Here is a 17830-nt window from a genome sequence, read left to right on the forward strand (position 1 = left end):
CGTCAACTGAAAACTCGACTCGCGGTGCCAGGGCAGGCCACGCGAGTCGCTTTTCAGGCGTAAATGCCCCTTGCGACGCCGGTATTTTCCGGCGTCTGCAGCGCCGTGCGTGAAGAAAGCCCACACCGCCAACCGCTCGTCTTGATTCGCTGCATCGGCTGATCGTTCAGGCACGCTAAATGCTTGTTTGTAAAGGAGCCAACGGAGTTCAGGAGCATCTGAAAGCCAAGTGATCCGTTACGGGGTCACTCAGCGCCAACAGGGACGTTCGCATGATCGAACGCGGCGGTTTACCTCCGGCCTTTTGCTGAACCCCAACGCTTGCGTGCACGCGTTGAAGCACAGGCCCGGACACCCCTCGTGATAACAACAATGACCCGCGGCAAGCACTGCGGGCCTAATAAAAACATGTGATAGCGCGGCCTGGATGCCTTGCCAGGCTGTAGAGGGTTGTACATGGAACAGCTAAGTTTCCGTCCAGTAACACCACCTGAAGCCGTATTGTCGCGTTATGAAATTTGCCGCACCGACGACCTCGAAGAAGCCCGCCAGTGGGGCGAAAAGATTTTTTGTGAAAACCGCTTGTGCGTGGTCGACAGCAAGGGCTCGGTCAACACCCGCATCTACTACCGGCGGGTCGGCAGCATCGGCATTGGCCGCATGAGCTATGGCGGGGCGGTAACCATCAAGCCGGGGGTGCTCGACACTTTCGCCCTTATCCAGATGCCGATCTATGGCGAGGAACAGATCCAGCTGGGCAAACAGCATGTGCTGTGCAACCCGCGCCTGGGCACGGTAATCAACGCCCACACGCCGACGGTGATCAACCATACGCCCAACACCGAAAAGCTGATCATGCGTATCGACCGCAGCCTGCTCGAGCGTCATTGCCAGCAACTGCTCGGTCGCACCTTGCGCAACAACATCGAGTTCGAGTCGGGCCTGCCCCTGGATACCGCAGCCGGCGCCCGCTGGTTACGCATGGTCAGCTGGGTATACGACTCGCTGTCGGTGGACGATGAACTGTCGCCACTGATGGCTGCGCAACTGGAAAGCGGCCTGGTCAACATGCTCTTGACCAATCAGCCGAACAGTTACTCGGCAGAGCTGTGCACTGAAGGACCGTCGCTGGCGCCATCGTTCGTCAAGCGTGTGGAGCGTTACATCGAAGACCATGCCCACGAGCCGATTTCCATCGTCGACATGGCCGAGCATGCCGGTGTCAGCAGCCGCTCGCTGTTCACCGGGTTTCGTCGCTACCGCAACACCTCGCCGATGCTCTACCTCAAGGAAGTGCGCCTGCGACGGGTGAACGAAGAGCTGCAGCGCCTGAGCACCGGGCGCGATACGGTGACGGCCGTGGCCTTTCGCTGGGGCTTCAGCCACCTGGGGCACTTCACCACCGACTACAAACGCCGCTTCGGCGAAAGCCCTTCGGAAACCCTGGCGCGTTGAGCGTGCCAGCCCCTTTTGCCGCGGGTGCATCTTTTTGCGCTCGCGGGATAAGTCCCACAGTGTAGGGAGCGTCAGCAGGGGTAGAGCTTCTTAGGATGACTGCATTAGCGCCACACGGGGTGGCGCGATTCCAGTCAACCAGGGGGTTACACCAATGTCCGATCAGCCAATCATCCGGCGTCGTGTGGTCAAGCATGGCATCAGCGATGCCCGTGCCAACAACGCCAAGACCCAGAGCCAGTACCAGCCCTACAAGGACGCCGCCTGGGGTTTCATCAACCACTGGTACCCGGCACTGTTCTCCGAAGAGCTGGCCGAAGACCAGGTTGAAGGCATGATGATCTGCGGCGTGCCGCTGGTACTGCGCCGCGTCAACGGCAAAGTGTACTGCCTGAAGGATCAGTGCCTGCACCGTGGTGTGCGCCTGTCCGAGAAGCCGATGTGCTTCAACAAGAGCACCATCTCCTGCTGGTACCACGGCTTTACTTTCGACCTGGAAACCGGCGACCTGGTGACCATCATCGCCAACCCGGACGACAAACTGGTCGGCACCACGGGCATCACCAGCTACCCGGTGCAGGAAGTCAACGGCATGATTTTCGTCTTCGTGCGTGAAGACGACTTCCCCCTCGACGACGTACCGCCGCTGGCCAACGACCTACCGTTCCGCTTCCCGGAAAACAGCGAGCGCTTCCCGCACCCGCTGTGGCCGGCATCGCCGAGCGTGCTGGATGAAAACGCGATGATCCGCGGCATGCACCGCACCGGTTATGGCAACTGGCGTATCGCCTGCGAGAACGGCTTCGACAACGCCCACATCCTGGTGCACAAGGACAACGCGATTGTCCACGCCATGGACTGGGTGCTGCCCCTGGGTATCCTGCCCAACGGCGACGACTGCATCAGCGTGATCGAAGACGAGAACGGCCCGAAAGGCCTGATGCAGTGGCTGTTCACCGACAAGTGGCAACCGGTGCTGGAGAACCAGACCCTGGGCCTGAAAGTCGAGGGGCTCAATGGCCGCTTCTACCGTACTTCGGTCGTACTGCCAGGTGTACTGATGGTGGAAAACTGGCCCGAAGAGCACGTTGTGCAGTACGAATGGTACGTACCGATCACCGACGACACCCACGAATATTGGGAAATCCTCGTGCGTGTGTGCAACACCGAAGACGAGCGCAAGAAGTTCCAGTACCGCTACGACTACATGTACAAGCCGCTGTGCCTGCACGGCTTCAACGACTGCGACCTGTACGCCCGCGAAGCCATGCAGAACTTCTATTCCGACGGTACCGGCTGGGATGAAGAGCAACTGGTGGCCACCGACGTCTCGCCGATCACCTGGCGCAAGATGGCCTCGCGCTGGAACCGAGGCATCGCCAAGCCGGGCCGTGGTGTCGCCGGTGCGCTGAAGAACACCAGCCTGATCTTCAAGGACACCGCCGACGGCCACCGCCCAGGCTACAAGGTGCGTCAGATCAGCGAAGAGTGATGGCCCGGGGCTGCGTGAGCACAACACGCAGCCCTTCCTTCTTGTGGGAATTCCTTATGTCAGAGATATCCGAGAACGACAGTCAGTTCGTTTCGGTGGACGGCGTGCGCCTGCATTATCAGGTGCACGGCCAGGCCAGCGAGCGTTTGCCGGTGATCTTCACCCATGGCGGCGGGCCGGGCAGTACCGCCTGGAGCAACTTTCGCCTGAGCGCCGAAGCGTTTGCTGCGCAGTACCAGTGTTTCTTTGTGGATTTCGCCCAGTTCGGCCGCTCTGACCGCGTGCCGGTCGAAGGCCCGCTGTTCAGCTGGCACGCGCGCAAGCTGTTGGGCTTCATGGATGCCGTGGGCATCGCTCGGGCGCACCTGGTCAACCAGTCGTTTGGCGGTGGTGTCGCGTTGCGCCTGGCGGCTGATCATCCCGAGCGGGTAGGGCGCCTGATCGCCATCGGCGCGCAGCCCGTCGACCAGGGCGCCTTGCAGCCGCTGCCGCTGTTTGGCAAGCACGCCGCGCACCTGCTCAGTGATTACTACCTGGCCGACGGCGGCCCGAGCCTCTGCAAAATGCGCACGCTGCTGCAGCGCTATGAGTTGCACGATGATCGCCGCCTGGACGAAGAAAACCTGCGCCTGCGCTTTGAGGCCAGCAACCACCCCGACACCCTGAAACTGCTGGACACGCCGGGCGCCTTTGGCGAGTGGGAAAACCTGTTGCCGGTGTTGCACCAGGTGCAGGCGCCGACCCTGCTGTGCTGGGGCCTGCATGATTGGTTCGGCAGTATCGACGTACCGATGCTGATGCTCAACCGCCTGCCGGACGGCTACCTGCATGTGTTCGGCCAGGCGGCGCACCACCTGCAAAGCGAGTGCCCGGATGACTTCAACCGCCTCGCCCTGGGCTTTATCGGAGCCGCTCAATGAGCCTTCCCAGCGATTTGCATTACCTTGAGATGCACGAACTGTCGCTGCTGATCCGCAGCCGCAAGCTGTCACCGGTGGAGGTCACCGAAGCCCAGCTGGACCGCATCGATGCGCTGGACGGCGAGCTGCACAGTTACGCCCGGGTGACCGCCGAACTGGCGCTGGAGCAGGCCCACATTGCTGAGCAGGAGCTGGCCGACGGCATCTGCCGCAGCCCGTTGCACGGCATCCCGCTGGCGTTCAAGGACCTGTTCGACACTGCTGGCGTGGTCACCGCTGCCGGCATGCCGTTGCACGCACAGCGTGTTCCGACGCAGGACGCCACGGTGGTCGCACGCCTGCGCGAAGCCGGTGTGGTGATGCTCGGCAAACTGCAGATGACCGAAGGCGCCTTCGCCATCCATCACCCCGACATCGCCGTGCCGCTGAACCCGTGGGGCAGCAATCACTGGAGCGGAGCCTCGTCCAGCGGCTGCGGCGTGGCCACGGCTGCCGGCCTGTGCTACGCCTCGCTGGGCAGCGACACCGGCGGTTCGATCCGCTTTCCCTGTGCCGCCAACGGCCTCACGGGCCTGAAGCCGACCTGGGGCCGGGTCAGCCGGCATGGCGCCTTCGAGATGGCCGCAAGCCTCGATCATGTCGGGCCGATTACCCGCAGTGCGCGGGATGCCTTGTTCCTGCTGTCGACCATCGCCGGTCATGACCCGCTCGACCCCACCTCGCAGCCCACGGTGTGCCTGGAAGTACCGGGGCTCGACGATACCTTCCGTGGTCTGCGCGTGGGCATCGATGAGCGCTGGCTCAGTGACGGCGTCGCCCCGGTGATCCAGCAGGCCCTGCAGCAGGTCATGCTGATGATCCGCGATGGCGGCGGGCTGCTGGTGAGCATTCGCATGCCCGATACCCACGCGGTGAGCAGCAACTGGGAGGCCCATTGCGGCGTGCAGACCGCCGTGGCGCATGCCGACACCTATCCCTTGCATGCCAGTGCCTACGGCCCGGCCCTGAGCCGCTTGATCGACGCCGGCCGTGCCCTGAGTGGCATGGACTACCAGCGCATTCTGCTGGCCGCACAGCGCTTTAGCGGCGAAGCCGACGCCTTGCTGCACCAGCTCGACCTGGTGCTGGCGCCGGTGCAGCCCTACGCCGCGCCGACCTACGAGCAACTGGCGGACCTGGCCCAGGACCCGGAAGCCAACCGCCGTCTGATCCAGTTCACCGCGCCGTTCAACGTCAGCGGCCACCCGTGCCTGAGCCTGCCGATCGGCCTGACTGAAGAAGGCCTGCCGATTGGTGGCCAGTTCATCGCCCGCAAAGGTGGCGAGGCGCTGCTGTGCCGTGCCGGCATGGCAGTGCAGCGTGTGTCGCACTGGCACCAGCTGCGTCCGCAAGGCTTCAGCTGAGCGGGCTGCGGCGTGCAGGAACTTGCACTTTCGGGATAACCGCGTAGCCCAAGGGAGCGCGGTACCCACCGGCCAGTTCCTAACATCGATGCCATAGCGCCTCTGCATACCCGTCAGCCTCGAACATCGATGGAATCCAGTCATGAATGAGCAACTTCACCAGATCACCCTGAACTTCGCCGATGGCGTCACCCATCAATTCAGCGTTGCCGCAGGTAGCAACATCCTCGATGCCGCCATCGCCGCCGAAATGCCCGTGCTCTATCAGTGCCGCTCCGGCGGCTGCTCCAGCTGCATCTGCACACTGGCGCAAGGCGAGGCGGTCACCCAGGCCGGCGCCAGCGCGTCGTTGCTGGGCAGCGAGTTCGATGCCGGGCAGCGCTTGCTGTGTGTGTCGCAGGCCAACTCCGACTGCACCTTCGACATGGCCTATGGCAGCGAAGTGGGCTCGACCGCTGCCCGCGAAGTGCATGCCTTTATCGATTCGGTCGAGCGGATCGGCAGCAACGTGATGAAGCTGACCGTGGAACTGGCCGAAGGCGAGTGGCTGGAGTTCCGCCCCGGCCAGTTCATGCAGATCGTCGTGCCGGGCCTGGGTGTGCTGCGCAGCTATTCGCCGTCCAGCACCCAGGTCAACCTGCCGAAGATGGAATTCTTGATCCGCCTGTTGCCGGGCGGGGCGATGTCGACCTTCCTCGAGAACGAGGCCGGTACCGATCACGTGCTGACCCTCAGCGGTCCCTATGGCGCGTTTTTCCTGCGTGATGAACACAAGCGCGTGCCGCACATCTTCGTCGCTGGCGGCACCGGGCTGGCACCGATCCTGTCGATGATCGACACCCTGCGCCAAAGCAGCGGACGCAAGCCGCCGATGCTGTTGAGCTTCGGCTGTGCGGTGCCCGAGGCGCTGTTCTCGCAGGAAGACATCGAGTTGCGCCAGCAGTGGTTGCCGAGCCTGGAGGCGCGCATCTGTGTCGACCGCGAAGCCACCGAAGGGCTGCACCAGGGCAGCCCGGTGAGTGCGCTGCGCGAAGGCGATGTGAGCAACCCGGACACCGTGGCCTACCTGTGTGGCCCGCAGCCGATGATCGATGCCGCCACCCAGCGGCTGATCGAGCTGGGGGTCAAAGCGCAGAACATCTTTGCCGAACAATTTGTCGCCAGCCACTGAGGACTTGCCCATGAAACCGACCACGCCCCTTGCATTCAGCGCCGAGCAGACCCAGTGGTACGAGCAGGCCCGCGCGCGCCTCAACCCACAGCGCTTGCAACAGCTGCTGTTTGACCTGACCAACATCCACAGCCCGACCGGTGCGACCCGCCAGGCCAGCGAATTCATGGCCCGTCACCTGCAGTCCATCGGCATGTCAGCGCGCTACTACCCGATGAACGACATCAGCGGCAATGCCCTGGGCGAACGCCGCGGCAGTGGTGGCGGCGCCACGGTGTTGCTGTATGCACCGATCGACACTCACCTGGACCGCACGCCGGGCGAAGAGGTACTGACCGGTGACGGCCAGCAGGCCGACCTGCAGCCTTTTGCCCAGCAGATCGACGACTGGGTGTTCGGCCTGGGCTCGTCCAACCCCAAAGGCATGCTGGCCACCCTCACCGAGGTAGCCACCGCGCTGATCGAAGCCGATATCCCGCTCACGGGCGACCTGTTGCTGGGCATGGCCGATGGCGGCATGCCGGTGGACATCAGCGCGCGTCATGCGGGCATGTCCAATGGCGTGATCCACATGCTCAACCGCGGCATGTACCCGGACTTCGCGATCATCATGAAACCGTGGAACTGGGTGTACCACGAAGAGCCGGGCATGGCCTGGTTCAAGCTCAAGGTCAAAGGCACCCTCGGCTATGCCGGTGTGCCGCACGACACACCGGGCTTTCGCAGCTCGGTGGTGCCGGCGGCCACCGCGATCCAGGAGCTGCAGGCGTGGATCGTGCAGTACACCGACCGCAACACCAGTGGCGTGATTCAGCCCCACGGCTGGATTGCCGGGGTGCGCAGCGGCGATGTCGAACGCCCGGCGTTCCCCAGTGCGGTGACTGAGATCTTCCTCGATGTGCGGGTCAACCCGCGCGTCAGCCCGGCCAGCGTCAAGGCGCAGTTCGCCGACTTCGTCCAGGACCTCAGGGCGCGTTTTCCTGAACTGGACCTGGACTGGGAACAGTACGGCTCGGTGCCCGGTGGCACCACAGACCCGGAGAACTGGATCGTGCAGTCGTGCAAGCGCGGCTGGGAGTTCATCGAGCAGCGCCCGCATGGTGTGCCCGACATGCTCGCCGGGCAGACCGATGGCGCCGCCCTGCGTCGTTATGGCGTGCCGACGGCGCGCATCGGCTGGCCGTGGCCGGCCACCGGTGCACCGCTGCCGGTGGCCGAAGGCCTGGGGGGAATGGGCGCGACCTACATCCCCGCCCTGATGCCGTGCGCCGAGAAGATCCTCTACGCGCTGATCGACACCCTGACCCGTCCACGCAGCGAACTGGGCCTGTAAGGCCTGCGGAGCCCGGCGATGAGCAAACGTATCAAGATGATTTTCCCGGTGCCGATGAGCGATGCCACGCGTGCGCTGGTGCAATCGCAGCTGCCGCTTGCGCTGCAGCGCCCGGACATCGAGGTGAGCTTTGTCGGCGCCGGCCAGGTGATGACCCTGGCCGACAGCTACTACGACATGGCGCTGATGGAAATGGCCGTGATCGAGGCCGGTATCCGTGCCGAAGAGGAGGGCTTTGACGCGGTGTGCATCAATACCGTCAGCGACTCGGGCCTGGCGGCTTTGCGCTCGCGCCTGTCGATTCCGGTGCTGGCGCCGGGCCTTGCCGCGTTTCATACCGCCTGCATGCTCGGCCAGCGCTTCAGCGTGTTGACCATGTGGTCGCGCTGGTACCCGCTGTACCGCAAGACCCTCAGGGAATACGGCCTGGAAGCGCGCCTGGCATCGATCCGCTCGATTGATGTACGCCCCGACACCGAAGCCTTGCTGCAAGGCAAGGAGGAAGTGGTGTTCGGCAAGCTGCTGGCGGCCGCCAGGCTGGCGATCGAGGAGGACGGCGCCGATGTCATCGTCCTCGGCTCGACCACCATGCACCAGGCCCATGCCTACCTGGCCGAGCACTTGCCGGTGCCGGTGCTCAACCCCGGGGTGATCGCCTACAAACAGTGCGAAATGCTCCTCGACCTTGGCCTGAGCCACAGCAAGGCCGCCTACCCAAACCCGGAACAGAACAAAGACGCAGCCTTCACCCATTGAAGCGGCGCCAGGAGTACCTGAATGAATATGTTTGAACCCGGTGTCGCTCACGCCCTGAGTGACCTGACCATTGCCGAGGCGGTGGCAGCGTTTGGTAACGGCGTGCTGACCAGTGTCGAGCTGGTGCAGGCCTGCCTTGAACGTGCCGAAGACGGCAAGGCGCTGAATGTGTACGTCACCCTCGATGGCGTGGGTGCCTTGCAGGCTGCCCGCGCCGCCGACGCCGCGCGAAAAGCGGGCGAGCCGCAGCGGCCGCTGAGTGGCATTCCCGTGGTGATCAAAGACAACATCCATACCGCCGGCTTGCCGTGCACGGCGGGTTCGCCGGCGTTTGCCGGGTTTGTTCCGGCTGAGGATGCCCCGACTGTGCGTGCGCTGCGTGACGCCGGGGCGATCATCCTCGGCAAAACCAACATGCACGAACTGGCCTTCGGAGCCACCGGCTACAACGGTGCGTTCAACACCGGCGCCGATGTCGGTGTGCGCAACCCGTACGACAGCACGCGCATTGCCGGCGGCTCGTCATCGGGCAGCGCCGCTGCCCTTGGCGCGCGCATGGCCCTGGCCGCGCTGGGCACCGATACCGGTGGTTCGATGCGCATTCCACCGGCGCTCAATGGCTGCGCCGCGCTACGTCCCAGCCAGGGTCGCTATAGCGACCGCGGCGTGATTCCGATTGCCCGCAGCCGCGACACGGTGGGGCCGATGGCCCTGTGCATGGCCGACGTTGCCTTGCTCGATGGCTTGATTACCCAGGAATACGCCTTGCCGGCGGTCAGCCTGAGTGATGTGCGCCTGGGTATACCCGACGAGTTCTGGATGAACCTCGACGCAGACACCCGGGCCTGCGCCGAGGCGGCGCTTGAGCGGTTGCGCCAGGTCGGCATCACCCTGGTACCGGTCGAGCAGGCCGGCTTGCTGGCGCTCAATGCGCCGGTGGGCTTTGCGGTGGTGATCCATGAAGCCTACGACTGCATGGTCGACTACCTGGCCGAACACGGCCATGGCATGACCATCGAGCAGGTGGGGGAGCAACTGCACAGCCCCGACGTGCGCTTTATCTACGAGCACTGGGTGCTGCCGCGCAAAATCCCGCAGGGCGATCAGCTGGTTGACGTCGCACCGCTTTACCAGGCGGCGCAGAACGGCGGCCGCCAGGCCCTGCGTGAACGCTATCAAGACCTGTTCGAGCTGCATCAACTCGACGGTCTGCTGTTTCCCACCACCACGGTGGTCGCGCCGCTGGCCAACCCCGAGGTCAACGAACCGCACAGTTTCGAACGCCTGATCCAGAACACCGAGCCCGGCGCCAGTGCCGGACTGCCGTGTATCCAGCTGCCGATCGGCAGGGGGCACGGCAGCGGCTTGCCGGTGGGTATCGAGGTAGATGGCCCGGCCGGCAGCGACCGTCGTCTGCTGGCCATCGGGCAACTGCTGGAAAGCCTGTTCGGCCGCATTGGCCGCGCGTGAAACGGACCTGCCAACACCAAGGAGCAATCATGAGTCAGAGCACAGAGTGGCGTGACAAGGTGGTCATCGTGACCGGCGGCGCCAGCGGCATGGGCCGCGATGTGTGCAAGGCGCTGGCCGCCGGGGGCGCACGCCTGGTCATCGGCAACCGTAGCGCCGAAGCCGGCCAGCGCTTGCTCGAAGAGATCGAGGCGAGCGGTGGCCAGGGCGTATTCCAGGTGACCGATGTGTCGTGTGCAGCGGATTGTCAGGCGCTGGTGGCGCTGGCCATGCAGCGCTACGGACGTCTGGATGCAGCCTTCAACAACGCAGGGCTGCAGCGTGCGTTCAATCCGATCGATGCGCCCCCGGATGAAGACCTGAGCGAGGTCATCGACATCAACCTCAAGGGCATCCTCTACATGATGAAGTACGAGGCGGCCGCCATGCTCGCCAGTGGCGGCGGATCGATCGTCAACAATGCGTCGATCTTCGGCCTCAAGGCCATGCCCGATACCGCCTGTTACGTGGCGTCCAAGCACGGCATTGTCGGCGCCACCCGCGCGGTTGCCCTCGACTATGCCACCCGCGGCATTCGTGTCAACGCGGTGTGCCCCGGGCCGATCAAGACGCCCAGCTTCGACCGCGTGACCGCGGGCGACGATCACCTCTACGACGACGGCGTGCCCATGCGCCGCATCGGCCAGCCGGCTGAAGTCACGGCGGCGGTGCTCTGGCTGCTGTCTGACCAGGCTGCTTACGTCACCGGCAGCACGCTCTCGGTGGATGGCGGCATGTCGGCCGAATAGTACAGCGAGTGCCTTGCGCACAGGAGAACAACAATGATCAACGCGTTGAGTTATGTGGTGGTGCGCACCCCGCACCTGCAGGCCTGGATTGAACAGGCCGAGCAGCACATCGGCCTGCAGGTCGAGGTGATGGAAGCGGGCGAGTGCGTGCGCCTGCGTGCCGATGAAAAACTGCAGCGCCTGCTGGTCAGCCGGGTCGAGGGCGAAGCGAGCATGGGCATGGGCTTTGAAGTCGCCGATGCTGACCGGTTGGCCAGTGTGCGCCAGGCGCTGGAGGCTGAAGGCTATGCCACCAGCGAGGGCAGTGCCGATGAGCTTCGCCTGCGCGGCGTCAGCGCGATGTTCCATTTTCGCGACCCGGATGGCCTGCGCATCGAAGTGTGCCACGGTCATGCCGATGCCCCCGGCGCATTCGTGCCCGGTCGCCCGCTGGGTGGCTTTCGCACCGGCGCCATGGGCCTGGGGCACGTCGCCCTGATCACCGGGCACTTCGAGGCCCTGAGCCACCTGTACCGGACGATCTTCGGCTTCAAGGTCAGCGACCACACCGAGGCGCCGTTTCGTGTCGAGTTCCTGCACTGCAACCCGCGTCACCACACGGTGGGCCTGGCCCATACCGGCGGGCCGGCGAAGATCTATCACCTGATGCTCGAATACAACGATTTCGACGACGTCGGGCGCGCCTACGACATGGCCCTGACCCAGCCCGACAGCATCGGCGTGACCCTGGGGCGGCACATCAACGACCACGTCACCTCGTTCTACCTGAAGAACCCGGACGGCTGGATGTTCGAGCTGGGGTGGGCCAGCCGCACCATCGGCCCCGACTGGCAGGTCGAGGCGCTCGAAGGCATGAGCCTGTGGGGCCATGACCGCACCTGGCTGCCGGACAACAAGCGCGAAGAAGCGCGACAAATTCTCAAGCGACTGGCCGCACAGGGTGTGCGCGCGCCGGTTGTCACCACCTCGCAAACTGCCAAGGCCAAACAATGACTGCCAACGCCAGCCCGGAAATCGCCAACAGCATTCAGATCGGTGAATGCACGCTTAACTACCATGATCAGGGGCAGGGCGACGCCATCCTGTTGATCCACGGCTCCGGGCCCGGGGTAACCGCCTGGGCCAACTGGCGCGGGGTGATTCCGACCCTGTCGCAACAGGCGCGGGTGATCGCCCCGGACATGCTCGGGTTTGGTTACAGCCGGTGCCCGGGCGATTGGTCGCTTGACCCGCACACCTGGGTAGAGTCGCTGCTGGCTTTGCTCGATGCTTTGGACATCCCGCGGGTGTCGATTGTCGGCAACTCGTTCGGCGGCGCCATTGCCCTGGCCTTTGCCAAGGCCTGCCCGCAGCGGGTTCAGCGCCTGGTGCTGATGGGCGCGGCGGGGCTGTCGTTTCCGCTGACCGAAGGGCTGGACAAGGTCTGGGGCTATCAGCCTTCGTTGCAGGCCATGCGTGAGCTGATGGAAGTGTTCGCCTACGACCACAGCCTGATCAACGACGACCTGGTGCGCATGCGCTTTGAAGCCAGCACCCGTGACGATGTGCAGAGCCGTTTCGCCCAGCTGTTCCCGGCGCCTCGCCAGCAAGGCGTGGAGATGCTGGCGTTGGCCGAGGACGATCTGCGTGCCTTGGTGCATCAGACCTTGCTGATTCATGGCCGTGACGACCAGGTGATCCCGCTGGCGGTGTCCGAGCGCATGCTGCGCCTGATTCCTCATGCGCAGATGCACGTGTTCGGCGAATGCGGGCACTGGGTGCAGATTGAACGCGCACAGGCTTTTACCCGCCTGCTGGTCGACTTCCTGATCGAACAACCTGCCACTACCGGAGCATGAGCATGGACCGTGAAACGATTAAAGGCCGCTGGAGCATTCTGGCCTGGGAGCAACGCTACGATGACGGCCGTGTCGTGTTGCCGATGGGCACGCAACTGGAAGGCTTCATCGAATACAGCGACTTCGGCATGTTCTGCGTGATCGCCCGGCAGGGCCGCGATGCGTTCACCAGCGGTGGGCAATGGTCCGCCGAGGATGGCGAGAAGGCCGCCGCCTACAACAGCTACCTGACCTATGCCGGCGACTTTGAAGTGGAGGGCAGCACCATCATCCACAAGGTGCGCCACAGTATCTTCCCCAACTGGGTGGGCGGGATTCAGCAGCGCAACGCCGTGCTCGACGGCGATGTGCTGTCGCTTACCGCGCGGCTGGAGGAGGGCTCGCCAGAGGCGCGTACCGCGTGCTTGCAGTGGGTGCGCGTCGCGGCCGCCCGATAATCGGGCAAAGCCGGCAAACACTGCTATGCCTATTGGTTGAAACCCAAGGGTAGGCAGAGATGCTGGTCGTCGAACAGCTGTGCAAGTCGTTCACCACCGCCCAGGGCACCTTGCCGGTGCTGCAGGGCGTCGACTTGCGCCTGGCGCGGGGCAGCAGCCTGGCGCTGATGGGCGAGTCGGGCAGCGGCAAGAGCACCTTGCTGCACCTGCTCGCCGGGCTCGACCGTGCCGACAGCGGGCGCATCCTGATCGACGACGAGCCCCTCGACGGTCGCTCCGAGGCCGCCCTGGCCCAATGGCGCCGCCAGGGCATCGGCCTGGTGTTCCAGCAGTACAACCTGATCAGCAGCCTGGATGTGGCGGCCAACCTGGCGTTTCAGGCACGCCTGGCCGGGCGCTATGAGGCCCGTTGGCAGGAGTACCTGACGCGCCAGCTGGGGCTGGCCGACCTGCTGCAACGTTACCCGGAACAACTCTCCGGCGGCCAGCAGCAACGGGTTGCGATCGGTCGCGCACTGGCCGCGCGACCTGCCTTGCTATTGGCGGACGAACCCACCGGCAGCCTCGACGAAGCCAGCAGTGATCAGGTGCTGGAACTAATGCTGCAACTGGTCGCCGAAGCCGGCAGCAGTGTGCTGATGGCCACCCACAGCCTGCGCCTGGCGCTGCGTCTGGAGCGGCGCTGTTTCCTCCAGGCCGGTCGCGTGCAGGACCGGGAGGGGCGATGAACGCCTTGCAACTGACCGTGCAGGCGCTGCTCAGCCATTGGCGTCGCCATCGCGTGCAGGGCGCAAGCATTCTCACCGGACTGTGGCTGGCCACGGCGCTGTGGACCGGTGTCCAGGCATTAAACAGCCAGGCGCGCAATGATTACGCCCGCGCCAGCGCCGTTGTCGCAGGTCCCGCGTATGCGCAACTGGTGGCGCGTGATGCGCAGCGCTTCGACCAGGCCCTGTACCTGCAGCTTCGCCAGCTTGGCTGGGCAGTATCGCCGGTGGTGGAGGGCCGCTTGCGCTTTGCCGGTGAGCAGCCCTTGTCGGTGCGCCTGATCGGTATCGAGCCGTTGAGCCTGCCACCGGCCACCAACATTGCCGGCATCGCCGCGCAAGACTTCGACCTGCAGGCGTTCATCGGCACACCGGGGCAAGCCTGGATCGGCCCGGACACGCTGCGGCAACTGGGCGTGAAACCGGGCGAGCAGGCTGTCACCAGCGACGGCCAGGTGTTGCCAACGTTGGTGCTCACGCCGCAGTTGGCGCCGGGCGTTGTCGTTGTCGATATCGGTCATGCCCAGGCCTTGCTGCACGCCGGGGGGCAGCTGTCGCGGTTGCTGCTGACCGATGTCAGCAAGCCATTGCCCGAGGCCATCGCCGCGCACCTTGAGCGCCAGCCGGGCGAGGATGATGCCGGCCTGCAACGCCTGACCGAGAGCTTTCACCTCAACCTTTCGGCGCTTGGTCTGTTGGCCTTCGTGGTCGGGCTGTTCATTGCGCACGCCGCCATCGGCCTGGCCCTCGAGCAGCGCCGTGGCCTGATACGTACCCTGCGTGCTTGCGGGGTCAGCCTGGGCATCGTGTTGAGCGGCCTGGCGCTGGAACTGGGGGTGTTTGCGCTGCTGGGCGGCTTGCTCGGGGTTGCCAGTGGTTATCTGCTGGCCGCAGCGCTGCTGCCCGATTTTGCGGCGAGCCTGCGTGGTTTGTACGGGGCGTCAGTAGCCGGGCACCTGACCTTGTCCGCTGAATGGTGGCTGATCGGGGTGGCGGTGAGTGTGCTGGGTGCGCTGCTCGCCGGGGCGAGCAGTGTGTTGCGTGCTGCCCGCTTGCCGCTGCTGGCCCTGGCGCAACCCCAGGCCTGGCGGCTGGCCCAAGGCCCATGGCTGCGACGCCAGGCGTGGCTGGCCGGGTTGCTGTTGCTGCTGGCGTTGGCGTGTTGGTTATGGGGCAATGGCCTGGCCAGCGCCTTCACCTTGCTCGCGGCGTTGCTGCTGGCGGCGGCCTTGCTGTTGCCGAGCGTACTCGATGGTGTGCTGGGCTGGCTGGCACGCCGCTGTCGACGGCCGCTGACACAATGGTTCGTTGCCGAAAGCCGGCAGCAATTGCCGGCGGTGAGCCTGGCGCTGATGGCGTTGCTGCTGGCCCTGGCCGCCAGTGTCGGCGTGGGCAGCATGACCGAGGGTTTTCGCAAGACCTTCACCGGCTGGCTCGACCAGCGCCTGGCCGCCGACCTGTATGTCACGCCCCGGGATACCGCGCAGGCGCTGCTGGTACGCGACTGGCTCGCTACGCAACCGGCAATCACCACGTTGCTACCGAGCTGGCGAGCAGAGGTGACACTGCAAGGCTGGCCGGTTCAGGTGCAGGGCATCATCGACGATCCCGCCTACCGCAGCCGCTGGCCGTTGCTGGAGCAGCGTGCACAAGCCTGGGAGCAATTGGCAGGTGGCAGCGCAGTCATGCTCAGCGAACAACTGGCCCGGCGCCTTGATGTGCAACTGGGTGACCGCTTGCAAGTGCTGCCCCAGCCCGCACCGGCAATGACCGTAGCGGGACTCTACGCAGACTACGGCAATCCCAAGGGCCATATGCTGGTCAATGCCGACTGGCTGCGCAGGCAGCGTGCCGATGCGACGCTCAGTGGCATCAGCGTCAACCTGCCGGCCGAGGGCGTGGCAACCTTGAAACATGAACTGCAATCGCGCTTTGCCCTGGACGACAGCCGCGTTGTCGAGCAGTCGACCTTGAAGCGCTGGTCAAACGATGTTTTCAGTCGCACCTTTGCGGCGACCGCTGCGCTCAACAGCCTGACCCTCGGTGTCGCCGGCGTCGCGCTGTTCATCAGCTTGCTGAGCCTGAGCCAGCAGCGCCTGGGCCAATTGGCACCGTTGTGGGCACTGGGTGTACGGCGGGGGCAACTGGCCTGGCTGGCGCTTGGGCAAACCTTGATGCTGAGTAGCTTCACGGTACTGTTGGCGATTCCTCTGGGGGTGTTGCTGGCCTGGTGCCTGGTGGCGGTGGTCAATGTTCAGGCCTTTGGCTGGCGCTTGCCGCTGTACCTGTTCCCGCGCCAGTTGCTGCAACTGGCCTTGCTTGGCGTGCTGACCAGCCTGTTGGCCAGTGCCTGGCCGTTGTGGCAACTGGCGCGGCGCCAGCCGGCCGAACTGCTGAGGCAATTTGCCGATGAAACCTGAAGCCTGGCTGTTGTTCGCGCTGGCCTTGCTGGCCGGCTGCGACCCGCCGCAACCGCCAGCCAAAAGCTATGCCGGGCTGGGCCAGGAGGCGGGGGCGTTCAACCCGGTGACACGCAATCATGCGCTGGTTTTTCCCCGCGACCATGCCGCGCACAACGGCTTTCGCATCGAGTGGTGGTACGTCACGGCCAACCTCAAGGACAGTCAGGGGCGTGAGTGGGGGGCGCAATGGACGTTGTTCCGCTCGGCCTTGCGCGCCGGGCCGGAGACCCGCGGCTGGGACAGCCCCAACCTGTGGATGGGCCACGCGGCCCTGACCGGGCCTGGCGGCCATCAATCCAGCGAAACCCTGGCGCGCGGCGGCATTGGCCAGGCCGGCGTGCAGGCCCGGCCGTTTCGCGCGTGGATAAACGACTGGGCGCTGCAGGGCAGTGACGATATCAGCCAGTTGCAGATGAGCGCCGGCGGCCAGGGCTTTGCCTACCGCCTGACGTTGCGCAGCAGCGGCCCGCTGGTGCTGCAAGGCGATCAAGGCTACAGCGAGAAATCCGGCAAGGGCCAGGCGTCTTACTACTACAGCCAGCCGTTTTACCAGGTGACCGGCGAGGTTGAACGCGATGGCCAGCGCGTTGCCGTCACCGGCAAGGCCTGGCTCGACCGCGAGTGGAGCAGCCAGCCGCTGGCTGCCGGGCAGTCGGGCTGGGACTGGTTCTCCCTGCACCTGGACAGCGGCGCCAAAGTGATGCTGTTTCGCGTGCGTGAAGACGCGGGCCCGCCTTACCGCGCCGGTACCTGGATCAGCGCTACTGGTGAAACCCAGGCGTTGAACGGCGAGCAGATCGAGCTTCAAGCGCTGGCCTGGACTACCCAGCAAAACGGCAAGCAGGTGCCCACGCGCTGGCGCGTGCACCTGCCCGTGCAAGGGCTGGATGTTCAGGTCGAGGCACTGGAACCGCAGGCGTGGATGAATACCCGTTTTCCGTACTGGGAAGGGCCGGTGCGTATCAGCGGCAGTGTAGGGGGACGGGGATATCTGGAAATGACCGGGTACTAGCATCCGATCAGTGCATAATGCGCGTCACACCACCAAAAGGACTGGGTATGACGTTGATTTCGCAACGCGTAGCGCTCGCTCGTGAAGGCGCTAACGACAAGGTGATCTGCCGCATGGCATCAGGCTGGGCGGTCATGGGCGATGTGCAGTTCCTTGAGGGCTATTGCCTGTTGCTACCCGATCCTGTGGTCCCGAGCCTCAATGACCTGGACCCGGCTGCACGCGCAACCTACCTGCTGGACATGGCCCGACTCGGGGATGCGGTCTTGCAGGCAACCGGGGCATTGCGGATGAACTACGAGATTCTCGGCAACACAGAGCCCGAGCTGCACTGCCACCTTTTCCCTCGGTATGCCCACGAGCCGGAACAGCACCGCAAGATGCCCGTGTGGTTCTATGACTGGAAAACCGCGATTCCCTACGCCGAGGAAACGCACGGGGCATTGCGCAAAAAACTGGCGCAATTACTGGAAGGCTCGGCCTGAAGGACAATGCGAAGCGCGGTGCTAGACTTACCGGTTGGGCC

The 17830-nt window shown here is 64.7% G+C and carries 16 protein-coding genes; all 16 read left to right on the plus strand.

Going from position 1 to position 17830, the window contains the following annotated elements; genetic code table 11:
• Positions 1–456 precede the first annotated feature (456 nt).
• The 16 genes from I5S59_RS01630 (at position 457) to I5S59_RS01705 (ending at position 17789) form a co-directional block, all read left to right on the plus strand.
• Positions 457–1455 carry an AraC family transcriptional regulator gene (locus I5S59_RS01630; protein ID WP_128325789.1) on the plus strand — a complete coding sequence of 333 codons (999 nt, stop codon included), beginning with the start codon at positions 457–459 and terminating at the stop codon, positions 1453–1455.
• A gap of 154 nt (positions 1456–1609) precedes the next feature.
• Positions 1610–2947, plus strand: a complete 1338-nt coding sequence (locus tag I5S59_RS01635; protein WP_128325788.1) for a Rieske 2Fe-2S domain-containing protein — start codon at positions 1610–1612, stop codon at positions 2945–2947.
• Positions 2948–3003: 56 nt separating this feature from the next.
• Positions 3004–3867, plus strand: a complete 864-nt coding sequence (locus tag I5S59_RS01640) for an alpha/beta fold hydrolase (RefSeq protein WP_197875090.1) — start codon at positions 3004–3006, stop codon at positions 3865–3867.
• Positions 3864–5270, plus strand: a complete 1407-nt coding sequence (locus tag I5S59_RS01645) for an amidase (RefSeq protein ID WP_197875091.1) — start codon at positions 3864–3866, stop codon at positions 5268–5270. Before I5S59_RS01640 ends, I5S59_RS01645 begins: the two co-directional genes overlap by 4 nt.
• A 142-nt stretch (positions 5271–5412) precedes the next feature.
• Positions 5413–6441, plus strand: a complete 1029-nt coding sequence (locus tag I5S59_RS01650) for a ring-hydroxylating dioxygenase ferredoxin reductase family protein (protein WP_197875092.1) — start codon at positions 5413–5415, stop codon at positions 6439–6441.
• Positions 6442–6451: 10 nt separating this feature from the next.
• Positions 6452–7774 carry a M20 family metallopeptidase gene (locus tag I5S59_RS01655; protein ID WP_197875093.1) on the plus strand — a complete coding sequence of 441 codons (1323 nt, stop codon included), beginning with the start codon at positions 6452–6454 and terminating at the stop codon, positions 7772–7774.
• Positions 7775–7792: 18 nt separating this feature from the next.
• On the plus strand, positions 7793–8530 hold the full coding sequence (locus tag I5S59_RS01660) for an aspartate/glutamate racemase family protein (RefSeq protein ID WP_197875094.1): 738 nt from the start codon (positions 7793–7795) through the stop codon (positions 8528–8530).
• A gap of 21 nt (positions 8531–8551) precedes the next feature.
• The gene (gene iaaH / locus I5S59_RS01665) at positions 8552–10000 is read left to right on the plus strand and encodes an indoleacetamide hydrolase (protein WP_197875095.1); all 1449 of its coding nucleotides are present in this window, start codon (positions 8552–8554) and stop codon (positions 9998–10000) included.
• A gap of 29 nt (positions 10001–10029) precedes the next feature.
• Positions 10030–10788: an SDR family NAD(P)-dependent oxidoreductase gene (locus I5S59_RS01670; RefSeq protein ID WP_197875096.1), complete on the plus strand. Its 759-nt coding sequence runs from the start codon at positions 10030–10032 to the stop codon at positions 10786–10788.
• Positions 10789–10821: 33 nt separating this feature from the next.
• Entirely contained in the window at positions 10822–11781 is a 960-nt protein-coding gene (locus I5S59_RS01675) for a VOC family protein (protein WP_197875097.1), read from the plus strand.
• Positions 11778–12626, plus strand: a complete 849-nt coding sequence (locus I5S59_RS01680; RefSeq protein ID WP_197875098.1) for an alpha/beta fold hydrolase — start codon at positions 11778–11780, stop codon at positions 12624–12626. The genes I5S59_RS01675 and I5S59_RS01680 overlap by 4 nt, the downstream gene beginning before the upstream one ends.
• Positions 12627–12628: 2 nt before the next feature.
• Positions 12629–13063, plus strand: coding sequence for a lipocalin-like domain-containing protein (locus I5S59_RS01685; RefSeq protein WP_197875099.1), 435 nt, complete (start codon positions 12629–12631; stop codon positions 13061–13063).
• Positions 13064–13122: 59 nt separating this feature from the next.
• Positions 13123–13791 (plus strand): ABC transporter ATP-binding protein, encoded by a 669-nt coding sequence (locus I5S59_RS01690; RefSeq protein WP_197875100.1) that lies wholly within the window; start codon positions 13123–13125, stop codon positions 13789–13791.
• Positions 13788–16250, plus strand: a complete 2463-nt coding sequence (locus I5S59_RS01695; RefSeq protein ID WP_197875101.1) for an ABC transporter permease — start codon at positions 13788–13790, stop codon at positions 16248–16250. Before I5S59_RS01690 ends, I5S59_RS01695 begins: the two co-directional genes overlap by 4 nt.
• Positions 16240–17304, plus strand: a complete 1065-nt coding sequence (locus I5S59_RS01700; RefSeq protein ID WP_197875102.1) for a lipocalin-like domain-containing protein — start codon at positions 16240–16242, stop codon at positions 17302–17304. The genes I5S59_RS01695 and I5S59_RS01700 overlap by 11 nt, the downstream gene beginning before the upstream one ends.
• A 47-nt stretch (positions 17305–17351) precedes the next feature.
• Positions 17352–17789, plus strand: a complete 438-nt coding sequence (locus I5S59_RS01705) for an HIT family protein (protein WP_197875103.1) — start codon at positions 17352–17354, stop codon at positions 17787–17789.
• Positions 17790–17830: the final 41 nt, after the last annotated feature.

The sequence above is a fragment of the Pseudomonas alkylphenolica genome (assembly GCF_016009175.1).
Taxonomy (GTDB): domain Bacteria; phylum Pseudomonadota; class Gammaproteobacteria; order Pseudomonadales; family Pseudomonadaceae; genus Aquipseudomonas; species Aquipseudomonas alkylphenolica_B.

Bases quoted from the DNA above. Each gene is read 5' to 3' on its own strand.
- I5S59_RS01650 (WP_197875092.1), top strand. From the start codon at position 5,413: ATGAATGAGCAACTTCACCAGATCACCCTGAACTTCGCCGATGGCGTC.
- iaaH (WP_197875095.1), top strand. From the start codon at position 8,552: ATGAATATGTTTGAACCCGGTGTCGCTCACGCCCTGAGTGACCTGACC.
- I5S59_RS01635 (WP_128325788.1), top strand. From the start codon at position 1,610: ATGTCCGATCAGCCAATCATCCGGCGTCGTGTGGTCAAGCATGGCATC.
- I5S59_RS01690 (WP_197875100.1), top strand. From the start codon at position 13,123: ATGCTGGTCGTCGAACAGCTGTGCAAGTCGTTCACCACCGCCCAGGGC.
- I5S59_RS01670 (WP_197875096.1), top strand. From the start codon at position 10,030: ATGAGTCAGAGCACAGAGTGGCGTGACAAGGTGGTCATCGTGACCGGC.
- I5S59_RS01655 (WP_197875093.1), top strand. From the start codon at position 6,452: ATGAAACCGACCACGCCCCTTGCATTCAGCGCCGAGCAGACCCAGTGG.
- I5S59_RS01640 (WP_197875090.1), top strand. From the start codon at position 3,004: ATGTCAGAGATATCCGAGAACGACAGTCAGTTCGTTTCGGTGGACGGC.
- I5S59_RS01695 (WP_197875101.1), top strand. From the start codon at position 13,788: ATGAACGCCTTGCAACTGACCGTGCAGGCGCTGCTCAGCCATTGGCGT.
- I5S59_RS01675 (WP_197875097.1), top strand. From the start codon at position 10,822: ATGATCAACGCGTTGAGTTATGTGGTGGTGCGCACCCCGCACCTGCAG.
- I5S59_RS01680 (WP_197875098.1), top strand. From the start codon at position 11,778: ATGACTGCCAACGCCAGCCCGGAAATCGCCAACAGCATTCAGATCGGT.
- I5S59_RS01685 (WP_197875099.1), top strand. From the start codon at position 12,629: ATGGACCGTGAAACGATTAAAGGCCGCTGGAGCATTCTGGCCTGGGAG.
- I5S59_RS01645 (WP_197875091.1), top strand. From the start codon at position 3,864: ATGAGCCTTCCCAGCGATTTGCATTACCTTGAGATGCACGAACTGTCG.
- I5S59_RS01705 (WP_197875103.1), top strand. From the start codon at position 17,352: ATGACGTTGATTTCGCAACGCGTAGCGCTCGCTCGTGAAGGCGCTAAC.
- I5S59_RS01630 (WP_128325789.1), top strand. From the start codon at position 457: ATGGAACAGCTAAGTTTCCGTCCAGTAACACCACCTGAAGCCGTATTG.
- I5S59_RS01660 (WP_197875094.1), top strand. From the start codon at position 7,793: ATGAGCAAACGTATCAAGATGATTTTCCCGGTGCCGATGAGCGATGCC.
- I5S59_RS01700 (WP_197875102.1), top strand. From the start codon at position 16,240: ATGAAACCTGAAGCCTGGCTGTTGTTCGCGCTGGCCTTGCTGGCCGGC.